At 65.8% G+C, this 20530-nt stretch carries 20 protein-coding genes; 16 read left to right on the forward strand and 4 right to left on the reverse strand.

The window, feature by feature from the left end:
- Positions 1-13 precede the first annotated feature (13 nt).
- The 10 genes from K7H93_RS11505 to K7H93_RS11550 all read left to right on the forward strand — a co-directional run bounded on the left by K7H93_RS11505 (position 14) and on the right by K7H93_RS11550 (position 9540).
- Positions 14-634 carry an ankyrin repeat domain-containing protein gene (locus K7H93_RS11505; RefSeq protein WP_029140395.1) on the forward strand — a complete coding sequence of 207 codons (621 nt, stop codon included), beginning with the start codon at positions 14-16 and terminating at the stop codon, positions 632-634.
- A gap of 3 nt (positions 635-637) precedes the next feature.
- A complete protein-coding gene (locus K7H93_RS11510) occupies positions 638-1312 on the forward strand; it encodes a COQ9 family protein (protein ID WP_230783729.1) in 675 nt (224 codons plus the stop codon).
- Between the two features lie 60 nt (positions 1313-1372).
- Positions 1373-1612, forward strand: coding sequence for a FeoA family protein (locus K7H93_RS11515; RefSeq protein WP_230783730.1), 240 nt, complete (start codon positions 1373-1375; stop codon positions 1610-1612).
- A 9-nt stretch (positions 1613-1621) separates the two neighbouring features.
- Positions 1622-3466 carry a ferrous iron transporter B gene (gene feoB, locus K7H93_RS11520; protein WP_230783731.1) on the forward strand — a complete coding sequence of 615 codons (1845 nt, stop codon included), beginning with the start codon at positions 1622-1624 and terminating at the stop codon, positions 3464-3466.
- A gap of 100 nt (positions 3467-3566) precedes the next feature.
- Entirely contained in the window at positions 3567-4100 is a 534-nt protein-coding gene (gene ssb / locus K7H93_RS11525; protein WP_230783732.1) for a single-stranded DNA-binding protein, read from the forward strand.
- 54 nt (positions 4101-4154) lie between these two features.
- Positions 4155-4625, forward strand: a complete 471-nt coding sequence (locus tag K7H93_RS11530; RefSeq protein WP_230783733.1) for a hypothetical protein — start codon at positions 4155-4157, stop codon at positions 4623-4625.
- Positions 4626-4916: 291 nt separating this feature from the next.
- The gene (locus K7H93_RS11535) at positions 4917-6488 is read left to right on the forward strand and encodes an ABC-F family ATP-binding cassette domain-containing protein (protein ID WP_230783734.1); all 1572 of its coding nucleotides are present in this window, start codon (positions 4917-4919) and stop codon (positions 6486-6488) included.
- On the forward strand, positions 6485-7486 hold the full coding sequence (locus K7H93_RS11540; RefSeq protein WP_230783735.1) for a DMT family transporter: 1002 nt from the start codon (positions 6485-6487) through the stop codon (positions 7484-7486). The genes K7H93_RS11535 and K7H93_RS11540 overlap by 4 nt, the downstream gene beginning before the upstream one ends.
- Positions 7487-7508: 22 nt before the next feature.
- On the forward strand, positions 7509-8891 hold the full coding sequence (locus K7H93_RS11545) for a TrkH family potassium uptake protein (RefSeq protein ID WP_230783736.1): 1383 nt from the start codon (positions 7509-7511) through the stop codon (positions 8889-8891).
- Positions 8881-9540 (forward strand): potassium channel family protein, encoded by a 660-nt coding sequence (locus tag K7H93_RS11550; RefSeq protein WP_029140397.1) that lies wholly within the window; start codon positions 8881-8883, stop codon positions 9538-9540. The genes K7H93_RS11545 and K7H93_RS11550 overlap by 11 nt, the downstream gene beginning before the upstream one ends.
- Before the next feature lie 24 nt (positions 9541-9564).
- On the opposite strand, the gene K7H93_RS11555 is transcribed toward K7H93_RS11550, so the two are convergent.
- The 3 genes from K7H93_RS11555 to K7H93_RS11565 form a co-directional block, all read right to left on the reverse strand.
- Positions 9565-10125 carry a PAS domain-containing protein gene (locus tag K7H93_RS11555; RefSeq protein WP_230783737.1) on the reverse strand — a complete coding sequence of 187 codons (561 nt, stop codon included), beginning with the start codon at positions 10123-10125 and terminating at the stop codon, positions 9565-9567.
- Between the two features lie 326 nt (positions 10126-10451).
- Positions 10452-10994 carry a YceD family protein gene (locus K7H93_RS11560; protein ID WP_054526815.1) on the reverse strand — a complete coding sequence of 181 codons (543 nt, stop codon included), beginning with the start codon at positions 10992-10994 and terminating at the stop codon, positions 10452-10454.
- Complete coding sequence (locus K7H93_RS11565; protein ID WP_230783738.1) at positions 10991-11524, reverse strand: ubiquinol-cytochrome C chaperone family protein; 534 nt, start codon at positions 11522-11524, stop codon at positions 10991-10993. Before K7H93_RS11565 ends, K7H93_RS11560 begins: the two co-directional genes overlap by 4 nt.
- 184 nt (positions 11525-11708) lie before the next feature.
- Between K7H93_RS11565 and K7H93_RS11570 the strand changes: the two genes are divergently transcribed.
- The 5 genes from K7H93_RS11570 (at position 11709) to K7H93_RS11590 (ending at position 15934) form a co-directional block, all read left to right on the forward strand.
- A complete protein-coding gene (locus K7H93_RS11570) occupies positions 11709-12188 on the forward strand; it encodes an outer membrane protein assembly factor BamE (RefSeq protein WP_029140398.1) in 480 nt (159 codons plus the stop codon).
- Between the two features lie 72 nt (positions 12189-12260).
- Complete coding sequence (gene hslV, locus K7H93_RS11575; RefSeq protein WP_010236579.1) at positions 12261-12818, forward strand: ATP-dependent protease subunit HslV; 558 nt, start codon at positions 12261-12263, stop codon at positions 12816-12818.
- A gap of 29 nt (positions 12819-12847) precedes the next feature.
- Complete coding sequence (gene hslU, locus K7H93_RS11580; RefSeq protein ID WP_230783739.1) at positions 12848-14149, forward strand: ATP-dependent protease ATPase subunit HslU; 1302 nt, start codon at positions 12848-12850, stop codon at positions 14147-14149.
- Between the two features lie 29 nt (positions 14150-14178).
- Positions 14179-14652, forward strand: a complete 474-nt coding sequence (locus tag K7H93_RS11585; protein ID WP_230783740.1) for a hypothetical protein — start codon at positions 14179-14181, stop codon at positions 14650-14652.
- Positions 14653-14731: 79 nt separating this feature from the next.
- Positions 14732-15934: an MFS transporter gene (locus tag K7H93_RS11590; RefSeq protein ID WP_230783741.1), complete on the forward strand. Its 1203-nt coding sequence runs from the start codon at positions 14732-14734 to the stop codon at positions 15932-15934.
- Positions 15935-15943: 9 nt separating this feature from the next.
- Here K7H93_RS11590 and K7H93_RS11595 read toward each other — a convergent pair whose 3' ends face one another.
- Positions 15944-17491: a SulP family inorganic anion transporter gene (locus tag K7H93_RS11595; protein WP_230783742.1), complete on the reverse strand. Its 1548-nt coding sequence runs from the start codon at positions 17489-17491 to the stop codon at positions 15944-15946.
- A gap of 184 nt (positions 17492-17675) precedes the next feature.
- Between K7H93_RS11595 and K7H93_RS11600 the strand changes: the two genes are divergently transcribed.
- Positions 17676-20513, forward strand: coding sequence for a M16 family metallopeptidase (locus K7H93_RS11600; protein WP_230783743.1), 2838 nt, complete (start codon positions 17676-17678; stop codon positions 20511-20513).
- Positions 20514-20530 lie beyond the last annotated feature (17 nt).

A 20530-nucleotide genomic window follows, 5' to 3' on the forward strand; every position in this document is an offset into this window, starting at 1 on the left:
AGGAGTGTTTAAGGTGTCGCCTGCGTTTTTCCGCAATTGGGCCCGGATCGTGGTGCTCTCGCTCGTCGCGCTAAGCGGCGTGGCGGTGGCGCAGGTCGGGCTGCAGTCCGACGGCTACAAGCTGCTCAAAGCCGTGCGCGACCGTGACGGGGCCGTGGTCAACGAGATCGTGCAGAAGCCGAACATCGGCACGCTGATCAACACGCGGGATCTCTCGTCGGGCGAAACCGTGCTGCATATCGTTGCCGCACGTCGCGACACGCCGTGGATCCGCTTCCTGACGGCCTATGGTGCGGACCCCAATCTTGCGGACAAGAAGGGCGAGACGCCGTTGATGATCTCGACCCGGCTCGGCCATGTCGAAGGTGTGACCGAACTGCTGGAGGCAGGCGCGCATGTCGACCCGGTATCGAACGGCGAGACACCCTTGATCGTCGCGGTCCATGGCCGCGATGTGCCGGTCGTTCGCGTGCTGCTGGCCAATGGCGCGGACCCTGAGCGGACGGACAATTCGGGGCGCTCCGCGCGGGACTATGTCGCGCAGATCGGCGACCGTCGGCTCGCAGAGGCGTTTGCAAATGCGGACGCCGAAGCAAAGCAGGGCGGGAAGAAGCAATATGGACCGAGCTTTTAAGCCATGATCGACAACGCCGCCGACCTCACTCTCGACGAACTGCGCCTCGCGCTCGCTCCGGCGGTCGCCGACTCGGCGATCTTCGACGGATGGACCGAAACCGCGCTGCTTGCTGCCGCCGAGATGGAGGGCGTCGATCCGGCGCTTGCCCGGCTCGCGTTTAAAGGCGGCGCCATGGCGATGGTGACGGCGTGGATCGACTCGATCGATGCCGCGATGGCGCGCGATCTGCCGCAGGGGGTGCTGGCGAGCCGCAAGATTCGCGAAAAGATCCGCGATCTGGTGCTCTACCGGCTCGACGCGGTGGCCGGGCAGGAAGAGGCGATGCGCCGGGCGCTGTCGATCGGCTCCATGCCGCAGAATGTCGTCGCGTCGATGCGTGGTGCTTGGCGGAGTGCGGACCTGATGTGGCGCCTGGCTGGCGATACCGCGACCGACTACAACCATTATACCAAGCGCACGATCCTCGCTTCGCTTTACAGCGCGACCCTGCTGGTGTGGCTCGACGACGAAAGCGACGACAAGGCCGAGACCCACGCCTTCCTCGACCGCAGGATCGAGAACGTCATGCAGTTCGAAAAGACCAAGGCGCAATTGCTGGGCGGGGCCGGGGGCAGCGAGCGCGAGCGGTTCAGCCCCGTGCGGCTGCTGGGACGTTTGCGCTATCCCGCAAGATAGACCTGGCGCGGTATTGATAATCAGTTGCATTACGCGGTGCGCTTTGTCAGAAGCGCCCGCATGACGCTCGAAAGCCTGCAACCTGGCCACCGCGCCCGTATCGCTTCGATAGACTGGGACGCCCTGCCGCCCGCCGATGGCAAGCGGATGCGCGCGCTGGGTTTCGAGGCCGGGGTCGAGGTGTCGATGGCGCACCACGGCGTGTTCGGCGGGCGCGATCCGGTTGCGGTCTCGATCGGCCGAATGACCATTGCGCTGCGCAAGGTCCAGGCCGCTGCCATTTCGCTCGAACAAGCCTGAGATAGAATCATGAGCGATACGATCCGGGTCGCGCTGCTCGGCAACCCAAATGCCGGCAAGAGCGCGCTATTCAACAAGCTGACCGGTGCGCGGCAGAAGATCGCCAACTACCCCGGCGTGACCGTGGAGCGCGTAGCGGGGATGCTGACGCTGCCCGACGGCACGCAGATGGAAGCGATCGACCTTCCCGGGGCCTATGCCTTCGACGCCTCCAGCCCTGACGAAGACGTCACCCGCAAGGTGGTACAGGGCGAGTTTCCCGGCGAGGCGGAGCCCGACATTCTGGTGTTGGTGCTCGACGCGGGCAATCTGGAACAGCACCTCGTGTTTGCGCAGGAAGTGCTGGCGCTGGGCAAGCCTACGATTGTCGCGCTCAATATGGTCGACATGGCGGAGCGTGACGGGCTTAAGCTCGACGCCACCGTGCTGTCGCAGGCGCTGGGCGTGCCGGTGATCGAGACGGTGGCAGTCCGTCGTCGCGGGATCGAGGCGCTGAAGGCCGCAATCGCCGAAGCGCGCGGACAGGTCGGCACACTCGCCGATCGTCCGAAGATGGATGCGACCGAGCGTCGGCTGGAGGCGCGCACGATTGCCAAGGCGACGGTGTTCCAGACCTCAAGGGCGCGCCGGATCGGCGACCGGCTCGACAACGTGCTCCTCAACCCATGGATCGGCCCGCTGATCCTGCTGGTGCTGCTGTTCGTCATCTTCCAGGCCGTGTTTGCCTGGGCCGCGCCGCTGTCCGATGCGCTCGATGCGGGGGCCGGTGCGCTGGGCGAGTGGGTCAAGGCCGAGATGCCGGCGAGCATCCTGCGCGATTTCCTGACCGAGGGGGTAATCGCGGGCGTCGGCTCGGTCATCGTGTTCCTGCCACAGATCATCATCCTGTTCCTGTTCATCCTGATCATGGAGGCGACCGGCTACATGGCCCGCGCCGCCTTCCTGATGGACCGCCTGATGGCGGGCGTGGGCCTGTCTGGCCGCAGCTTCATCCCGCTGCTGTCCAGCTTCGCCTGCGCCATCCCCGGGATCATGGCGACCCGCTCCATCGCCGATCCCAAGGACCGGCTGACCACGATTCTGATCGCGCCCCTGATGACATGTTCGGCGCGGCTGCCGGTCTATGGCGTTCTGATCGCCGCCTTCATTCCGGCGCGCGATGTCGGGATGGGCATCGGATTGCAGGGGCTGGTGATGTTCTGCCTCTATCTCGCAGGGATTGTCGCGGCGCTGGTCGTCGCGCTGGTGCTGCGCGGTACGCTGACCAAGGGTGAGGCGACGGGCTTCATCATGGAACTGCCGCGCTACCAGCTGCCCAGCATCGCAGACATCGCGATCGGTCTGTGGCAGCGTGCATGGGTCTTCCTGCGCCGTGCGGGTACGATCATCTTTTCCGCCACGGTGATCCTGTGGGTCCTGCTCAGCTTCCCACAGGCCGAGCCGGGCGAGAGTCAGGTCGACGTCTCGATCGCAGGGCAGATCGCGGACGGGCTCAACGTCGTGCTCGAACCGATCGGCTTCAACCGCGAGATCAGCCTGGCGCTCGTCCCCGCGATGGCCGCGCGCGAGGTTGCCGTGTCCGCCCTCGCAACGACCTACGCGATTGATGCGAGCGACGAGGAGGCCGAGGCCGAAGGCCTCGCCAGCACGCTCTCCACCCGCTGGAGCCTGCCGACCGCGCTCGCCTTCCTCGCGTGGTTCGTGTTCGCACCGCAGTGCCTGTCGACCATCGCGGTCACCCGGCGAGAGACCAATGGATGGAAGTGGCCTGCGTTCATGGTCGGCTACCTGTTTGCGCTGGCCTATATCTTCGCGGGCATCACCTACTGGAGCGCGGTGGCGCTGGGGTTGTAGCGCCAACCGCGTCCGCTCCGGTGGAAAGTCGCAAGCGGCTCTGGATGCGACTCGCACCGTCAGTTAGGCCCATCGCAACAGACACGAAGGGATACGAATCATGGCGGGCAGCCTCAACAAGGTCATGCTGATCGGCAATCTGGGCGCGGACCCCGAAATCCGCAGCTTCCAGAACGGCGGCAAGGTCGCCAATCTGCGCATCGCGACCAGCGAGACGTGGAAGGACCGCAACACCGGCGAACGTCAGGAGCGGACCGAGTGGCACACCGTCGCGATCTTCTCCGAAGGCCTCGTCAACGTGGTCGAGCGGTTCCTCAAGAAGGGCAGCAAGGTCTACATCGAGGGCAAGCTGCAGACCCGCAAGTGGCAGGACCAGAACGGGCAGGACCGCTATAGCACCGAAGTCGTGCTGCGCGGCTTCGACGGCACGCTGACCATGCTCGACGGCGCGCAAGGCGGTGGCGGCGGCGGTGGTGGCGGCGGCTTCGGCGGCGGCCAGCGTGGCGGCGGTTCGGGTGGCGGCTACGGCGGTGGTTCGGGCGGCGGCGATCAGGGTGGCGGCTGGAACCAGGGCGGCGGCGGTTCGGGCGGTGGTGCCAATTACGACGATCTGGAAGACGACATTCCGTTCTAGCTCGCAGGGGCAGGGTTCACTTTGCAGAAAGTGGCGAGGGGGCAATGTGGCACGATGCCCATTCGCCCCCTTCGCTTTGCAATCGTAGCAGCGCTCGCCGGAGCGCTGTGTGCCCCCGGCATGCTGTGCGCGCAGGCGCAGCCACAGGCCGAGCCGCCAGCACAGCACCTGCGCTCTCTCGACGCGGCGGAGGCGATCCGTATGCTCGACGCCCTGCGTGCCGAACAGGCGAAGCTGAGAGATGGTGGCAAGGCCTTCTTCCACCTCTCCAGCGGCGCGCCTGCATCCTACGACCAGAACCGCATCGGCCCGCGCGACGCCTTCGTAGCGCTCGACCTCGAGCATGTCTGGCAGATCGCGCGCACATCGCGCGAGGGTGCGGTCTTCCCGACCTACCAGCTCACCCTCATTCCAGACGGCCACAATGCGCCGATCTGGACGCTCGACGTCACGATGACCTGGCCCCGGGACGTGGCCCGCATCATCGCAGTCGACATGTTCTACGGCCCTCCTGCACCCTCCTGAGCGCGGTTCCCGTTGGGTTTCTGGCACACCTGACACACTGTCCAGGGGAGGAAAAACTCTCTCTTCCCAAAGGGTGTTTCCCGCAGGCAATCGACGATCTCAAAGAACGCACCGATCATGCCGTGCGCAGGCCGTGTAGGACAGCGCAATCAGGCCACAGAAGCACGCTGCCCGGTTGCGCCCGCTTCGCGCTGCGCATACATCCGAGACAGAGCCAGAGAAGGAACTCCATCGTGAACATCAGGACGAACAACGCCAGCCGCCTTGTTTCGACCCCTGCCACGGTGCCCCATGTCTTCCTTTCTCACGCTCGATTCCCTCTCCGCACGCACGCCTGACGGTCGTCCGCTCTTCCATGATCTGACCCTCTCGATCGGCGCGGAGCGCCTCGGTCTGGTTGGTCGCAATGGCTCGGGCAAATCGACCCTGCTCGCGATGATCGCCGGGGCGGCGACGCCCGCAGCGGGCACTATAACCATGTCCGGCACGCTCGGCGTGCTGCAGCAGGATCTGCCGCCCGGAGACACGATTGCCCGCGCGCTCGGCGTGGAGGATCGGCTGGCCACGCTTACCCGCGTGCTGGCGGGGGAGGGCACTCAAGAAGATTTCGCGCAGGCTGACTGGTCACTGGAAGAGCGGATCGGTGCCGCTCTATCCGCTGCCGGCCTGCCCGAAATTCCGCTCGACCGGAGGATCGGTACACTCTCAGGCGGGGAGCGGACCCGGATCGGGATCGCCCGTTTGCGGCTGGAAGCGCCGGACCTTTTGCTGCTGGATGAGCCGACCAACAATCTCGACGCCGCCGGCCGCGCGGCAATCGCGGCGCTGGTCGAGGGCTGGCGCGGCGGCATGCTGGTCGCCAGCCATGATCGTCAGCTGCTCGAACGCATGGACCGGATCGTGGAGCTGACACCCGTCGGCGTGACCAGCTTCGGCGGCGGATGGTCGGCCTTCGCTGCCGCACGCGATGCGGAGCGCGAGCGGATTGCCCAGGAAAGCGCGCGCGCCGACGCGGCGCTGCGATCGGCGCGGCGGTCTGCGCAGGAACGGCGTGAGGCCAAGGCGCGCCGCGACCGCGCGGGGCGGGTGGTGGCCGCGAAGGGGGCTGAGCCGAAGATCGTGCTCGACGCCCGGGCCGAGCGGGCCGAGAACACCGGCGGGCGCGAACAGTCGACCAGCGACCGGCAGATCGCGGAGGCTGCGAAGCGCACCGAGGAAGCGCGCGCCAGAGTCGAAATCGTCACCCCGCTGCGGATCGACATGCCCGAAAGCGGAATGCCGTCAGCGGCAAGCGTGCTCGCCCTGGACCGGGTGGAGGTGGCGCTCGGCAACCGGCGGCTGGGGCCGTGGTCGCTGCGGATCGACGGGCCGGAGCGGGTCGCACTGAGCGGTGCCAACGGGGCGGGCAAGACGACGCTGCTGCGGATCGCGGCGGGGCAGCTCGATCCGGTCGCGGGCGATGTGCATCGGGCGCATGGGCGGATCGCAATGCTCGACCAGCATATCGCCCTGCTCGACCCGCAGCTGAGCATCCTCGACAACCTGCGCGTCCGCCATCGCGAGCTGGATGCCGAGAGCGCCCATGCGCAATGCGCCCGCTTCGCCTTCCGCAACCGCGATGCGCACCGCATCGTGCGCACGCTGTCGGGTGGCGAGCGGCTGCGCGCGGGGCTGGCGGTGACGCTGGCCGGGGAGACGCCGCCGTGGCTGCTGATCCTCGACGAGCCGACCAACCATCTCGACATCGAGTCGCTCGAAGTGCTGGAGGACGCCTTGCGACAATTCGACGGCGCGCTGCTGGTGGTCAGCCACGATCCGTCCTTCCTCGAGCGGATCGGAATCGAAAGATCGGTTGCCGTGTGAGCCGCAAAGGCATGGCGCTTGCCACCGGTCCGGAACTCCAGCGCGCCTCGATGGTCGATTCCCTATCGACCATGGCCAACCAAAACACATCCTCTTCGCCCACGACCATCGCCCAGCTGCTGTGCGGCATGGCGCTGTTCGGCACGGCCACCCCGCTGAGCAAGATCGTTGGCGAGCATTTCTCGATCTTCACCGCCTCGTGCCTCAGGATGGCGATTGCGAGCATCGTGCTCGCCCCCTTCGTCTGGTTCGCGACCGATCGCTTCGCGAAGGTCCGGCAGGCGGACTGGGGCGTGATCGCGGCAATCTCCGCCTTCGGCATGGTCGGGTTCACCGCGACAATGCTCTACGGGATGCGGCTGACCACTGGCGTGATCGGATCGACCATCATGAGCGCGACGCCGGCAGTGACGGCGATCGGGGCGGTTGTGTTCTTCGGCGCGGCGATGAACTGGCGCAAGGCGGGCGCGCTGGCGCTGGGCGTGGGCGGTATCGCGGTCATCAACCTGTTTCGCGGGAGCGGAGACGGACAGGGCGGCGATGCCCTGCTGCTTGGCGCGGCGCTGGTTGGCGCGGCGATCTGCATGGAGGCGGCCTATACGCTGCTCTCGCGCAAGCTTTCCGACGGAATCAGCTCGCTCGAAACCACGCTTGCCGCGTCGATCATGGCGGCGATCCTGTTCGTGGTGCTGGCGCTGGTGTTCGACAGCCGCCCGTTCGATTTCAGCGAGGCCACCGGGTTCGGGCTCGGCGCGCTCGCCTTCTGGGGTGCGGCGACCGGGGGGCTGGCCCCGGTGATCTGGTATAATGGCGTGCGCAAGGCACCCGGCGCACTGACCGCGGGCGCGATGGCGATCATGCCGCTGAGCGCACTGGCGCTGTCCTATCTGTTGCTGGGCGAGGCATTTCGCTGGATCCACCTCGCCGGGTTCGGGCTGGTCTTCGCCGGGCTGGTGCTGATGATCGTGGAGAATGTGCGCGGGGCGAAGCAGGCCTGAACCGCGATCGCCGTGCGGTCGGGTGGGGCTCGTAAAGGTGCTTTATTCCGGCGCGGCTTGGGCGCATTGGCGCAGCGTGAAAGCGCTGCGCGACCCGATTCGTCTGATTCCTCTGCTGTTTCTGGCGGCGATTGCGATCGGCACCGTGCTGCTCAGCTTGCCCTTTGCAACCGTGGACGGGGTGCGTGCGCCGCTGCTGACCGCGCTGTTTACCTCCACCTCCGCCGTCGCGGTGACCGGTCTGATCGTGGTCGATACGCCGACCTACTGGTCCGGCTTCGGGCAGGGGGTGATCCTGCTGCTGTTTCAGGTCGGCGGGTTCGGCATCATGACCTCGGCCACGCTGCTGGGTCTGATGGCCGGGCGCGGTTTTGGCCTGCGCGACCGGATGGCGACGCAGGTGGAACGCAGCCGGCTGGAGACGCATGATGCGCTCACCGCGCTCAGGCTGATCCTCTTCATCACCGTTGCGGTGGAAGGGATCGTGGCGCTCATCCTCACCGTGCGGCTGATCGCCAGCTATGGCGAAGCGCCGGGGCTGGCGCTGTGGCATGGCGTGTTCCACTCGGTCAGCGCGTTCAACAATGCGGGTTTTTCCAGCTATTCGGACAGCCTGATGGGCTTCCAGAACGATCCGCTGTTCCTTGGGCCGATCATGGTGTCGATCATCATCACCGCCCTGGGCTTTCCGGTGATGCAGGACCTGCGGACCAATGGCATCGTGTGGCGGCGCTGGTCGCTTCATACCAAGATCACCGTTGGCGGGACCGCCGCGCTGCTGGTGCTGGGCTTCCTCGCGATCCTCGCGATGGAGTGGGACAATCCCGATACGCTGGGGCCGATGGGGTGGGGCGCGAAGATCCTCAACGCCGCGTTCCATTCGGTGATGCCGCGCACCGCCGGGTTCAACAGCCTGAATGTCGGCGCCTTCCACGACGAGACGCTGATGACCAACTTCTTCCTGATGTTCGTCGGCGGCGGCAGCGCGGGCACCGCCGGGGGGATCAAGGTGACGACCTTCTTCGTGTTGTTCGCGATCGTGCTGTCTGAGATCCTCGGGCGGCAGGACGCCGGGCTGTTCCAGCGGCGGTTCGGGCGCGAAATAGAGCGACAGGCGCTGGCGGTGACGGTGCTGTCCGCAACGCTGATCTTCGTCGCGACGACCTATATCGCCTCGATCAGCAGCCTGCCGCTGGACGATATCCTGTTCGAATGCATCTCCGCCTTCTCCACCGTCGGCCTGTCGACCGGAATCACCGCCGCGCTGCCCCCGGGCGGCCTGCTGGCGCTGATCGTGCTGATGTTCGTCGGCCGGGTGGGAACCATCACCGTGGCCACCGCGCTTGCGCTGGGCGGGCGCGAACTGCCTTTCCGCTATCCGCAGGAGAACCCGATTGTCGGCTAACATACGCAAGCCCATAATGGTCATCGGTCTCGGCCGGTTCGGAGGCGCAGTGTCGCGCACGCTGGAGCGGATGGGGCACGAGGTGCTGGCGGTCGATACCGACCCGGCGCTGGTCCAGCATTTCGCCGGCGACCTGACCAAGGTGGTCGAGGCGGATGCAACCGAGACGACCACGCTGGAGCGGCTGGGCGCAAAGGATTTCGATGCCGCCGTGGTCGCCATCGGCACCGATATCGAGGCGAGCGTGCTGACCGTGCTGGCGCTCGCGGACCTCGGCCTGACCAATATCTGGGCCAAGGCGACGAATGAGAAGCACGCGCGCATTCTGGAGCGGACCGGGGCGACGCATGTGGTCTTCCCCGAGCAGCGGATGGGCGAACGCGTCGCTCACCTGATCAACGAGCGGCTGCTGGACTTCATTTCCTTTGGCGACGAATTCGCGATTGCGCGGCTGGTTGCGCCAGAGCCGCTGCTGGGCCTGCCGCTGGTCACCAGCCAGTGCCGCAAGAAATACGATGTGACGGTGGTGGGGGTGAAGCGCGAGGGGGAGGATTTCATCCACGCCGTGCCCGATACGCTCATCTTCCCGGGTGACGAACTGGTCGTCTCGGGCCGGATCCACGATCTCGAAGCGTTCTCCGCGATGTGACGCGAGGGCGCGCGGTGCCTCGGATCAGGCGTCGGCGGGGTAATCCTCTTCGAGCGCGAGCGTATTCAGGTCCTCACTGCCGAAGGTGCCGAAAGAGCGTGCTTCGGGAGCTTCGAACAGGACGCCGAACAACTCGGTGGGTTTGCCGTCCGCGCCGAGGTTGCAAATGCCGCGGCACATGATGTGTCTTTCGACACCCTGCTCGTCGATAATCCGCGCATCTACGTAGAACGGACCGCCGGAAACGGCCGCCTTGTCGAAGGTCTTTCTGACCCGCTCCCGGTCGTCGGGATGATAATAGTCGAGTGCTGCGTCGAGCGGAGGTGTGCCGGCAGCCTTGTCGCGACCGTGGACCGCAAAAACGCGATCCGACCAGAAAACCGTTCTGGTCCGCAAATCGACCATCCAGGTGGCGACCGAACCAACGTTTTCGGCCAGAGCCAGGCAGGCGCGATCACGCTCCGCCTGTGCCAGCCGCGTATGCATCCTGCTGCGTTCCACCAGCAGAAAAATTACACAGACGATCGTCGAAAAAACGAACCCCAGCGCGAACCAGAGCAGGGGCGATATGGTGTCAGTCTCCAAGATACGACCTCCACTAGTTCCGACGGCCTGGAGCCGATCGCAGCTTGAAGGAAGGTGTCCGTGTCAGGCGTGTATGCCCCCGGGCGCGTCCATCGCGCCGCGAGATACATGGCCATGATCGGCAAGCCTTTCCCCTTTGCACGACGATGCTAGCAGATTTCTTGGGGACTTGAAGTGGTCAGGGCGATGTATCTGATCTTCTTGAGGAAAAATCAGGGAAGATCTGCGGATCGGGTTGGCAATCCGAGGCGCTCTGGAGACCTTGAGATCGCGATCTTGAGCTTGCAGGGGGCATTCGTGACAGATGGGACGAAGCCCCGTGGCGATTACTTCGAACCGAGCCCTTTGAGCGCTTCGGCCAGCGGCCCGCGCGGCGCATCGTCCAGCTCGATCCCAGCCTTCTTGCGCGCCTCTTCGGCATTCGGTCCTTCTGCATAAGGATCGATCGCCAACGCCAGCGACTGTGCGATGGCTTCGCCGAGATCGAACTTTTCACCTGCATACTCGATCTCGTCGAGATCTTCGGCCTCTAGCTCGATCTCGATCTCCTCGTCTTCCTGCAAGGAAGGGTGGATGGATCCCTCGGGCACAAAACGCAGCGCGATGTCCTCTGCGATATGGACCGGGAAATCCTCGCCAGAGACCGCGCAGGGCTGGGTGATGTCCGCCTTCAGCGTGCCGGTAACGCCGACCCGCTCCCCTTGGCGATCGAGCGCGACCCGTGCGACCAGCCGGTCGACCGAGGTGATCGCCAGACGTCGCGCCAGGCCGGTGCGCTCCTGCTCGTTCGCTTCCAGCACCAGCGGCTGTCCGGTGATCTGACGCAGGGCGATCGGGCGCGAGAATTCAGGGGGCGCCACATCAGTCATGCCGCGATCTCGCCCTGTTGCAGCATGGCGAAATCGGTCTGCGCGAGCCGCGCATGCAGGGCGCGCAGACCTTCCGCCATAAGTGCCGGCCCATGCTCTTCGTCCGACAGGTGCATGTTGCGTACGACCAACGCGGCCAGCGCGGCATCGTCGCCCTGCGCGAGCGCGTCGCGCAGCGCGCCTGCGCGCCCTCCAAGGGTGGCCATCATCCGTCCCATCATCTTGCCCACGGTGGGATCGCCGATTCCCGCCTCGCGCATCTGGCCTTCCATATCCTCGACGAACAATTCGGTCAGCCAGGCGGCAGCGGAAACGCCTTGCGCCTCGGCATTCTGCTCACTCTCCAGCCGCAGCATGAACAGCGCGGTGAGCATCGAGATCATGTCGAAGCGCCCGTCCAGCGTGTCCGCCGCGCCGCGATCCGCATACCAGTGTTCTTCGCGGGCGGTGCCGACCAGCGTGTGCCACAGCGGGCGCCACGCCTCGCGAGGGTCGGGCTCACGGGCAAAGAGGCGGGACAGGAACGACATTGGAATCCTTCATTCAGCACCAATTCAATCGGCATCGCCACACCGGGAGATAACTGGCTCGTGCAACGTCCTTGCGGCTGCCATTGCACGTTCGGGGGCGAGGCCGTAAGGCTCCGCCCCGATATAGCGCGTGTTCCCGCTCACGAAAGGGCGCGCGGATTTTGCGAAGAGGATTGCGAGTACTATGCGGATCGTGAGGGCAATCGCACCGGTAATGCTGATCGGGCTTGCGGTGACGGCGGGCGGATGCACGTCGATCCGCGAAGCGCGCGGCTATATCGAGGACGAGCGGATGACCGGGCTGATCCAGCCCGGCATCGACAACGAACAATCGGTCCAGAGCACGCTGGGTCGGCCGACATTCACCAGCCAGTTCGGCCCCGAAACCTGGTACTATGTTTCCAGCGTCACCGGTCGCAAGCCCTTCGTGCGGCCCAAGATCCAGACCCATTCGGTGCTCGCCGTGCGATTCGACAGCGACGGCAAGGTGGTTGCCGCCGACCGATCGGGTATCGACCAGGTGGTCTATCTGAGCCCCGATGGCGACGAGACCCCGACGCTGGGCCGCGAGCGGACCTTCTTCGAAGACCTGTTCGGCAATATCGGCACGGTCGGCGCACCGGGTGCCGGCCCAGCCGGGGGCGGGCGCGGCCCTGGCGGCTGACGTTCCACCGGGTGGAGCGATTGTGTGCCCGCAGCGCTTGATAGCGTGCGGGTGGGCCCCATATCGCGCCTCATGAGCAATTCCGCGGCCAGCCACGGCCTCCAACAGTGGCACGGCACCACCATCATCGGCGTCAAGCGCGGGGATAAGACCGTGCTGGCCGGGGATGGTCAGGTCTCCATGGGCAACACGGTGATGAAGCCCAATGCGAAGAAGGTTCGCCGGATCGGGGATGGCAAGGTCGTCGCCGGTTTCGCAGGCGCCACCGCCGATGCTTTCACGCTGTTCGAACGGCTGGAGCGCAAGCTCGACCAGTATTCCGGGCAGCTGATGCGCGCGGCGGTCGAACTGGCGAAGGACTGGCGGACCGACAAGTACCTGCGCAATCTCGAAGCGCTGATGATCGTGGCCGACAAGGACACGATGCTGGTGCTGACCGGCAATGGCGACGTGCTGGAGCCCGAAGGCGGCATCGCCGCGATCGGCTCTGGCGGCAACTACGCACTCGCCGCCGCGCGCGCTCTCTCCGACTACGAGACCGATCCCGAAAAGATCGCCCGCCGCGCGATGGCCGTGGCCGCAGAAGTCTGCGTCTTCACCAACGACCAGGTCACGCTCGAAACCGTTTGAGCGCACCCCTCTCGAAATCACGGATAGAAATGGCTGATACCCTCACCCCCAAGGCGATTGTCGCCGCTCTCGACGAACACATCATCGGCCAGAAGGATGCCAAGCGCGCGGTTGCCGTGGCGCTGCGCAATCGCTGGCGCAGGCAAAGGCTGGGGCCGGACCTGCGCGACGAGGTGACGCCCAAGAACATCCTGATGATCGGCCCGACCGGCTGCGGGAAGACCGAAATCAGCCGCCGCCTCGCCAAGCTGGCCGAAGCGCCCTTCGTGAAGGTGGAAGCGACCAAGTTCACCGAAGTCGGCTATGTCGGCCGCGACGTCGAACAGATCGCGCGAGATCTGGTTGAAGAAGCAATCCGGCTGGAGAAGGACCGCCGCCGCGAGGCGGTGCGCGAGTCCGCGAGTGAGGCGGCGATGGAGCGCCTGCTCGACGCGCTGGTGGGCGACAGCGCCTCCGAAGCGACCCGCCAGAGCTTCCGCGAACGGATCACGCAGAACGCGATGAACGACGTCGAGGTCGAGATCGAGGTTCAGGATCAGCCCGCGACCACGATGGATATCCCCGGCATGGGCGGCAATGTCGGCATGATCGACCTGTCCGACATGTTCGGCAAGGCGATGGGCAAGAAGCCCACCAGCCGGCGCAAGCTGCGCGTGCCCGAGGCGTGGGACCGGCTGGTCGACGAAGAAGCCGAAAAGCGCATGGACCAGGACGATGTCGCCCGCGTCGCGCTGCAGAACGCGGAGACCAACGGGATCGTCTTCCTCGACGAGATCGACAAGATCGCGGTGTCCGATGTGCGCGGTGGGTCGGTGTCACGCGAAGGCGTTCAGCGCGATCTGTTGCCGCTGATCGAAGGCACTACCGTTGCGACCAAGCACGGCCCGATGAAGACCGACCACGTGCTGTTCATCGCTAGCGGCGCGTTCCACGTCTCCAAGCCTTCCGACATGCTGCCCGAATTGCAGGGCCGCCTGCCGATCCGGGTCGAGCTGCGCGCGCTGACCGAAGAGGATTTCGTACGGATTCTCAGCGAAACCCGCGCCAACCTCGTCCAGCAATACACCGCGCTGATCGGGACCGAGAAGGTCACGCTCGACATCAAGGACGAGGCGGTGCGCGAAGTCGCCAAGATCGCCGCGCAGGTGAACGAGGCGGTCGAAAATATCGGCGCCCGCCGCCTGCAGACGGTGATGGAGCGGCTGGTGGAAGACATCAGTTTCGAGGCGGAAGAGCACGCAGGCGAGACCGTCACCATCGATGCTGCCTACGTGCACGAACGGCTCGACGACCTCGCGCGGGATACGGATCTGAGCAAGTATATCTTGTGATCTTCGAAATCGGCTAAGGGAGCTGGGCTATGGACAAAGCCCGCGCCTCACATTTATTTGAATCGGGTAGGAGCCATGCATTAGCCGCGGATCTCTTATATCGGTCTGCATTAGCGGAGGGGGTTGCCAACGGTGTCAAAGATCCAGCCGACTATGCATTCAATGGTTCCTATTCCCTCTCGACTTTTTACCTTCTGGGCCTTGGCCTCGAGTTGATGTTGAAAGCGGCGATCGTGGCACACGATGGTCCTTCGGATGAGCGGTCTATGCGGGAAATCGGGCACGACCTAGTGATCGCACTCGATCGCGCGGAGACGGCGGGTTTCCACTCGAACGCACCCCGTCTTCGTGATCTGGTGGAGGTCATGAACGAGCCGTTCAAGCTTCACTGGTTTCGCTATGCAAGGCCGGCCAACATGCCGCTGCCCGGCGATTTCAATCAGGTAGTCGAGACGCTTCAATGCTTGGATGAGGAGCTGCAGGCGATCCTTTGGGTAGAATAAACGATTGTGAACAGGAGGACGGGTCTCAGGCTTCAAAGCTCGGCTTGACCGCGCTCCTTCCGCCCCCGAAGGCGGGCGCATGCCCGAACCCACCCGCCTCACTACAGCGCAGGAATACTGGCTCGCCGTTGCGGCGGCGGTGGTGACTGCCAATGCCTATTACATCCATCCGATCATCGGCGATGTGGCGGATCATTTCGGGGTCGGGCATGCCGAGATCGGGCTGGTGCCCGCGCTCAACCAGTTGGCGTTGGCGCTGGGCATCCTGCTGCTGCTGCCGCTGGGCGACCGCTTTTCCAACCGCACGCTGACCATCCTGTTCACCATCGGCCAGTGCGTCGGGCTGATCGGAATGACGCTGGCGCAAAGCTTCGTCACCTTTACCGCCGGGTCGACCCTGCTCGGCTTCTTCACCATCGCGCCGTACCTGCTGCCCGCCTACGCATCGAAGCGCGTCGCGCCCGAGCGGCTGGGCCATGTCACCGCGATCCTGACCGCGGGCGTGATCTTTGGCATCCTGGTCGCGCGGGTCGGGGCAGGCGTGGTCGCCGAGTACTGGGGATGGCGCGCGGTCTACTGGATCGCGAGCGGGCTGATGATCGCGATCACGCTCGCTCTGCCCACGATCATGGAAAAGGGCGTCCGCGACAAGGATGCCAGCCGACTGCCCTATCTCGGCCTGATCGCCTCGCTCCTCGCACTGGCGCGCGAGCGGCGCGAGATCCTGTTGTCGGGGGCGATCCAGGGGATCGGCTTCGGCCAGTTCATCGCGCTGTGGCTGGGGCTGGCGCTGCACCTGACGGGGCCCGAGATGGGCTATGGCACCGATGTGGTCGGCTACCTTGCCGGGTTTGCGGCGATCAGTGTGTTCTCCACCCCCTATTGGGGCCGGCTGGCAGACCGGATCGGTCCGCGCAAGGCACGCGTGCGCTTCGCCATCGTGCAGATGCTCGGCATTTCGCTGCTGTGGCCCTTCGGGGGGAGCCTGTGGTTGCTGATGATCCCGATCCTGATCGGCAATATCGTCGGCCCGGCAATCGATGTGACCAGCCGGATGACGTTTCTTTCGCAGGAGCCTGCGCTGCGTACCCGGCTGACCACGATCTATATCGTGATGATGTTCATCGGCGGCAGCATCGGCAGCATCGCCGGAACATCGCTGTTCGACGCGTTCGGCTGGGCAGGCACTTCGCTGGCGATCCTCGCCAGTTGCGCCTGCCTCGCGATGCTCTCCTACGTGGCGTACCGGCTGTACGGCGACAGGGACCAGCCGACCGGCTGATCCAGCGCCCTACGGATGCGGGGCGAGGCCGATTTCCACGCCCGTGCGATCGGTCGCACCGTGGCGGTCGACCAGATCGGCGCTGGCTTCGTTGAGGCCGACGACCTGCACACTGCGGCCATGCATCCGCATCCGCTCGACCACCTTGTCGAGCGCGCCGATCGCGGAGATGTCCCAGAAGTGCGCGCGGGTAACGTCGATGATCACGTGGTCCGCAGGGTCGGGCTGGAGGCTTTCGGGGCCCAGCGCCGCCTCGAACCGGGCGACGCTGCCGAAGAAGATCTCGCCATGCGCGGTATAGGTGGCGGTCTCGCCTTCATCGGTCACCGTGCGGGTGCGCTCCACCTCGAACATGTGCATCACCTTCTGGACGAAGAAGATGCCCGACAGCAGTACGCCGACCAGCACGCCGATCGCGAGGTTGTGGGTGAACACCACCACCGCGACGGTGACGAACATCACCATCGAGCTTTGCCATGGGTGCACGCGCAGGTTGGGGATCGAGTTCCAGCTGAACGTGCCGATGGAGACCATGATCATGATCGCGACCAGCGCGGGCATCGGCACCTGGCCAACGATCCCGCCGAGCAGGACGAGCATGATGAGCAGCGCAAGGCCCGCGGTGAAGGTGGAAAGGCGTCCGCGGCCCCCGGACGTCACGTTGATGACCGACTGCCCGATCATCGCGCAGCCGCCCATGCCGCCGAACAGCGCGGCGACGATATTGGCCACGCCCTGTCCGCCGCATTCGCGCTGCTTGTCGCTGCCGGTGTGCGTCATGTCGTCGACGATCTGCGCGGTCAGCAGGCTCTCGAGCAGCCCGACTGCCGCCATGGTGAGCGAGTAGGGCGCAATGATCGCCAGCGTTTCCCACGTCAGCGGCACGTCGGGCAGCATGAAGAAGGGCAGGCCCTGCGGCAGTTCGCCCATGTCGGACACCGTGTTGACCGGCGAGCCGAGCCATAGCGACAGGCAGGTCAGCACAATGATCGCGACCAGCGGGCTGGGGATCGCGGTGGTCAGCTTGGGTACGAGGTAGATCATCGCGAGGCCACCCGCGACCATCGCAAAGGTGATCCAGTTGACGCCTTCGTTGGTCGGATCGAGCTGGGGCAGCTGCGCCATGAAGATCAGGATCGCGAGCGCATTGACGAATCCGGTGATGACGCTGCGGGATACGAACTGCATCAGCAGGTTGAGCTTCAGCAGCGCGGCAATGCCCTGGAAGATGCCCATCAGGATGGTGGCGGCGAACAGGTACTCCACGCCATGATCGCGCACCAGCGGCACCACCACCACCGCCACCGCAGCGGTCGCGGCGGAGATCATGCCGGGGCGTCCGCCGGTGAAGGCGATCACCATCGCGATCGCGACCGAGGCATAGAGGCCCACGCGCGGATCGACGCCCGCGATGATCGAGAAGCCAATCGCCTCGGGGATCAGCGCCAGCGCGACGACGATGCCCGCCAGCACATCGGCGCGGACATTGCCGAACCATTCGCTCTTCCATCGGGCTGCTGTGCTGGCATGCGCGTGCGCGCCGGTGCTGGGCGTCATGGGAAATCCGTCAATTTTTGTCTGGAACGCATGACCCGTGCACCATGCTGCGCTGCAACACAACCCCGAGTGCGTGCGCGCTTCGCCGATTGCTCAAGGCGTTGGTCGATAGGCAGGTGCGCGGCCTTGCGGGCGGCGGGGCGCTCTGGTTCATTGGCGCGCAGAGCTTTTCTGGGGGACTATCATGCTGAAATCCGCACTTGCCGTCGGCGCCGCCGCGCTTGCCTTTGCCACGCCCGCGTTCGCGCAGGATGCCGCGCCCGATCTGGAGCCGGGCCTGTCCGCGCCCGAGATCGAGTTTACCGAATGGACGCTCGATAACGGATTGCGCGTCATCGCGATTCCCGACGATGGCACCGCCACGGTCACCACATCGCTGTGGTACGAAGTCGGGTCGAAGCACGATCCCGAAGGGCGCAGCGGCTTCGCGCACCTGTTCGAGCATATTCTCAGCCGCAAGACCGAGAACATGCCCTACAACATGATCTACGGGCTGACGGCGGATGTCGGCGGCACGCGCAATGCATCGACCGGGTCCGACCGCACGAATTACTACGAGACGGTTCCGGCGGAATATCTCGAAACCATGCTGTGGACCCACCGCGAACGCATGTTCAAGCCGGTGATCGACCAGCAGGTGTTCGATTCCGAGCGCGGGGTGGTAAAGGAAGAACTGCGCCAGCGCGTACTCGCACCGCCCTATGGCCGCCTCCAGCGCTTCGTGATCGCAGAGAACGCCTATGATGTCCTGCCGCAGCGCCGCCCGGGTATCGGCTCGATCGAGGAACTCGATTCCGCGACGCTCGACGATGCGCGCGCCTTCCACCAGGCGTTCTACGGGCCGGACACCGCCACGCTGATCGTCGCGGGCAATTTCGACATGGCCAACCTGCGCGCGCTGGTGGACGAATATTTCGGCGACATCCCGCGCCGTGCGGACCCGGTCGACCTGACCATCACCGCGCGCGAGCCCGAGCGGACCGAGCCGCGCAGCTTCGTCGCCACCGCGCCCAACGTGCCGCTGCCGGTTGCAGGGTCGATCTGGAAAGCGCCCGGCTCGGGGAGTGCGGATAGTGCCGCGCTCGACGTGCTGACCGCGATCATGGCGCGCGGCCAGAGCAGCCGCCTGTATGATGCGCTGGTGCGCACCGGCAAGGCGGTCGACAGCGCGATGTTCTATTCCGAAAGCGAGGAGGGCGGCTATGTCGCCAGCTTCGCGGTCACCAACCCCACCGCCGACGCGGACGAGGTCGACGCGCTGCTCAAGGCGGAGCTGGAGAAGATCCGCACCCAACCGGTGAGCGCGGCCGAACTTGCCGAAGCCAAGAGCGAGCTGTTCGCAGACTCGCTGCGCCGGCGCGAGACTGCGCGGGGCCGGGCGTTCGAGCTGGGCGAGGCGCTGGTGTCCACCGGCAACCCCCGCGCCGCCGATGACCGGCTGGCAGCGATCGCGGCGGTGACGCCCGAAGATGTCCAGCGGGCGGCGGCCAAGTGGCTCGCCTCCAACGCGCGGGTCGACATGCGCTATGTCGCGGGCGAGGAGAATCCGGAGGCCTATGCCAACCCGGTCCCGATGCCGACCTTCCGCAGCCTGCCCGCCGCGATCGGAGAGCCGCTCTCCGTGCTTCCCGAAGGCGAGCGGCAGCAGCCGCCCGCAGCAGGCGCGCGGCCGACGGTGGTCGCGCCCGAGATCGTCGAGCAGACTCTGACCAACGGGATCGATGTGGTCGCCGCGCAGACCGGCGAGGTTCCGATCGCGACGATGACCGTGCTGGTGCCCGGCGGCGCGTCGACCGATACGCGCGCCAAGGCAGGCGTTGCCCAGTTCGCCGCCTCACTGGCCGATCAGGGCACGGCGAACATGAGCGCGCAGGAAATCGCCGCGCGTCTGGAAAGCCTGGGTGCCAGCTTCGGCGCAACCGCCGGGCGCGATGGCACTTTTTTCAGCCTGACCGCGCCGGTCGTCAATTTCGAAGCGGCGGGCGAAGTGCTGGCCGATATCGTGCGCTCCGCCCAGTATCCGCAGGCCGAGCTGGACCGGGAGCGCAAGCGTGCGATCGACGGTCTGCTGGTTGAAATGAAGGACCCCGGCGAGCTGGCGGGCAAGGTCGCCACTCTGGTGATGTATGGCGATGCGCCATACGGATCGCAGCCCGGCGGCACGGCGGACAGCCTCGCCGCGATCACCCGCGAAGACCTGCTCGCCCACAGGCAGACCTGGTGGCACCCGAGCGAGACCAAGATCATCGTCAGCGGCGGCATCGCGCCCGCGCAGGCGACCGCGCTTGCGAACACGCTGTTCGGGGACTGGCAGGTCGATGCGCCTGCGCCCACGCCGGTCGCCGATCCGGCGGGCACCGCGCAGCCGGTCCGCACGGTGGTAATCGACATGCCCGAGGCAGGTCAGGCCGCCGTCGTCGCGGCGGTTCGTGCGATCCCGCGCGCTGACGAGCGCTATTACGCGCTGGATCTGGCCAACGCGGTGCTCGGCGGCGGGTCGAGCGGGCGTCTGTTCGACGAGGTCCGCACCAAGCGTTCGCTCAGCTACGGGGCCTATTCGGGCTTCGGCGACCGGGCGGACGACTCGGTGCTGGTGGCAAGCGCGCAGACCAAGAACGAATCCGCCGACGAGGTCGCACAGATCTTCCTCGACGAGTTCGCCCGGCTGGGCAGCGAACCCTTTGCGCAGGAACTGCTGGACAAGCGGCGGCTGTATCTGGGCGGCAATTATGCTCGCTCGCTGGAAAGCAGCTCGGGCTTCAACTCGATCGTTGCCGGGCTGATGCAGCAGGGCATCGAGCCTGCCGAGGCGGCACGCTACGCCGCGCGGCTGGCAGAGGTGACGCCGGAAGAGGCGAGTGCGGCGGCACGCGAGCTGGTCGATCCCGCGAACGCGACCATCGTCATCGTTGGCAATGCGGCCGAGTTCATTGACGACTTGCGCGCGATCCGGCCCGACGTCGAGGTGATCTCGGCCGAAGGGGTGGACCTGTCGGCGGCGGATTTCGGGCTGGAGGAGTAGGCTAGCGTTCCGGGCCC

The sequence above is a fragment of the Citromicrobium bathyomarinum genome (genome assembly GCF_021021475.1).
Taxonomy (GTDB): domain Bacteria; phylum Pseudomonadota; class Alphaproteobacteria; order Sphingomonadales; family Sphingomonadaceae; genus Alteriqipengyuania; species Alteriqipengyuania bathyomarina.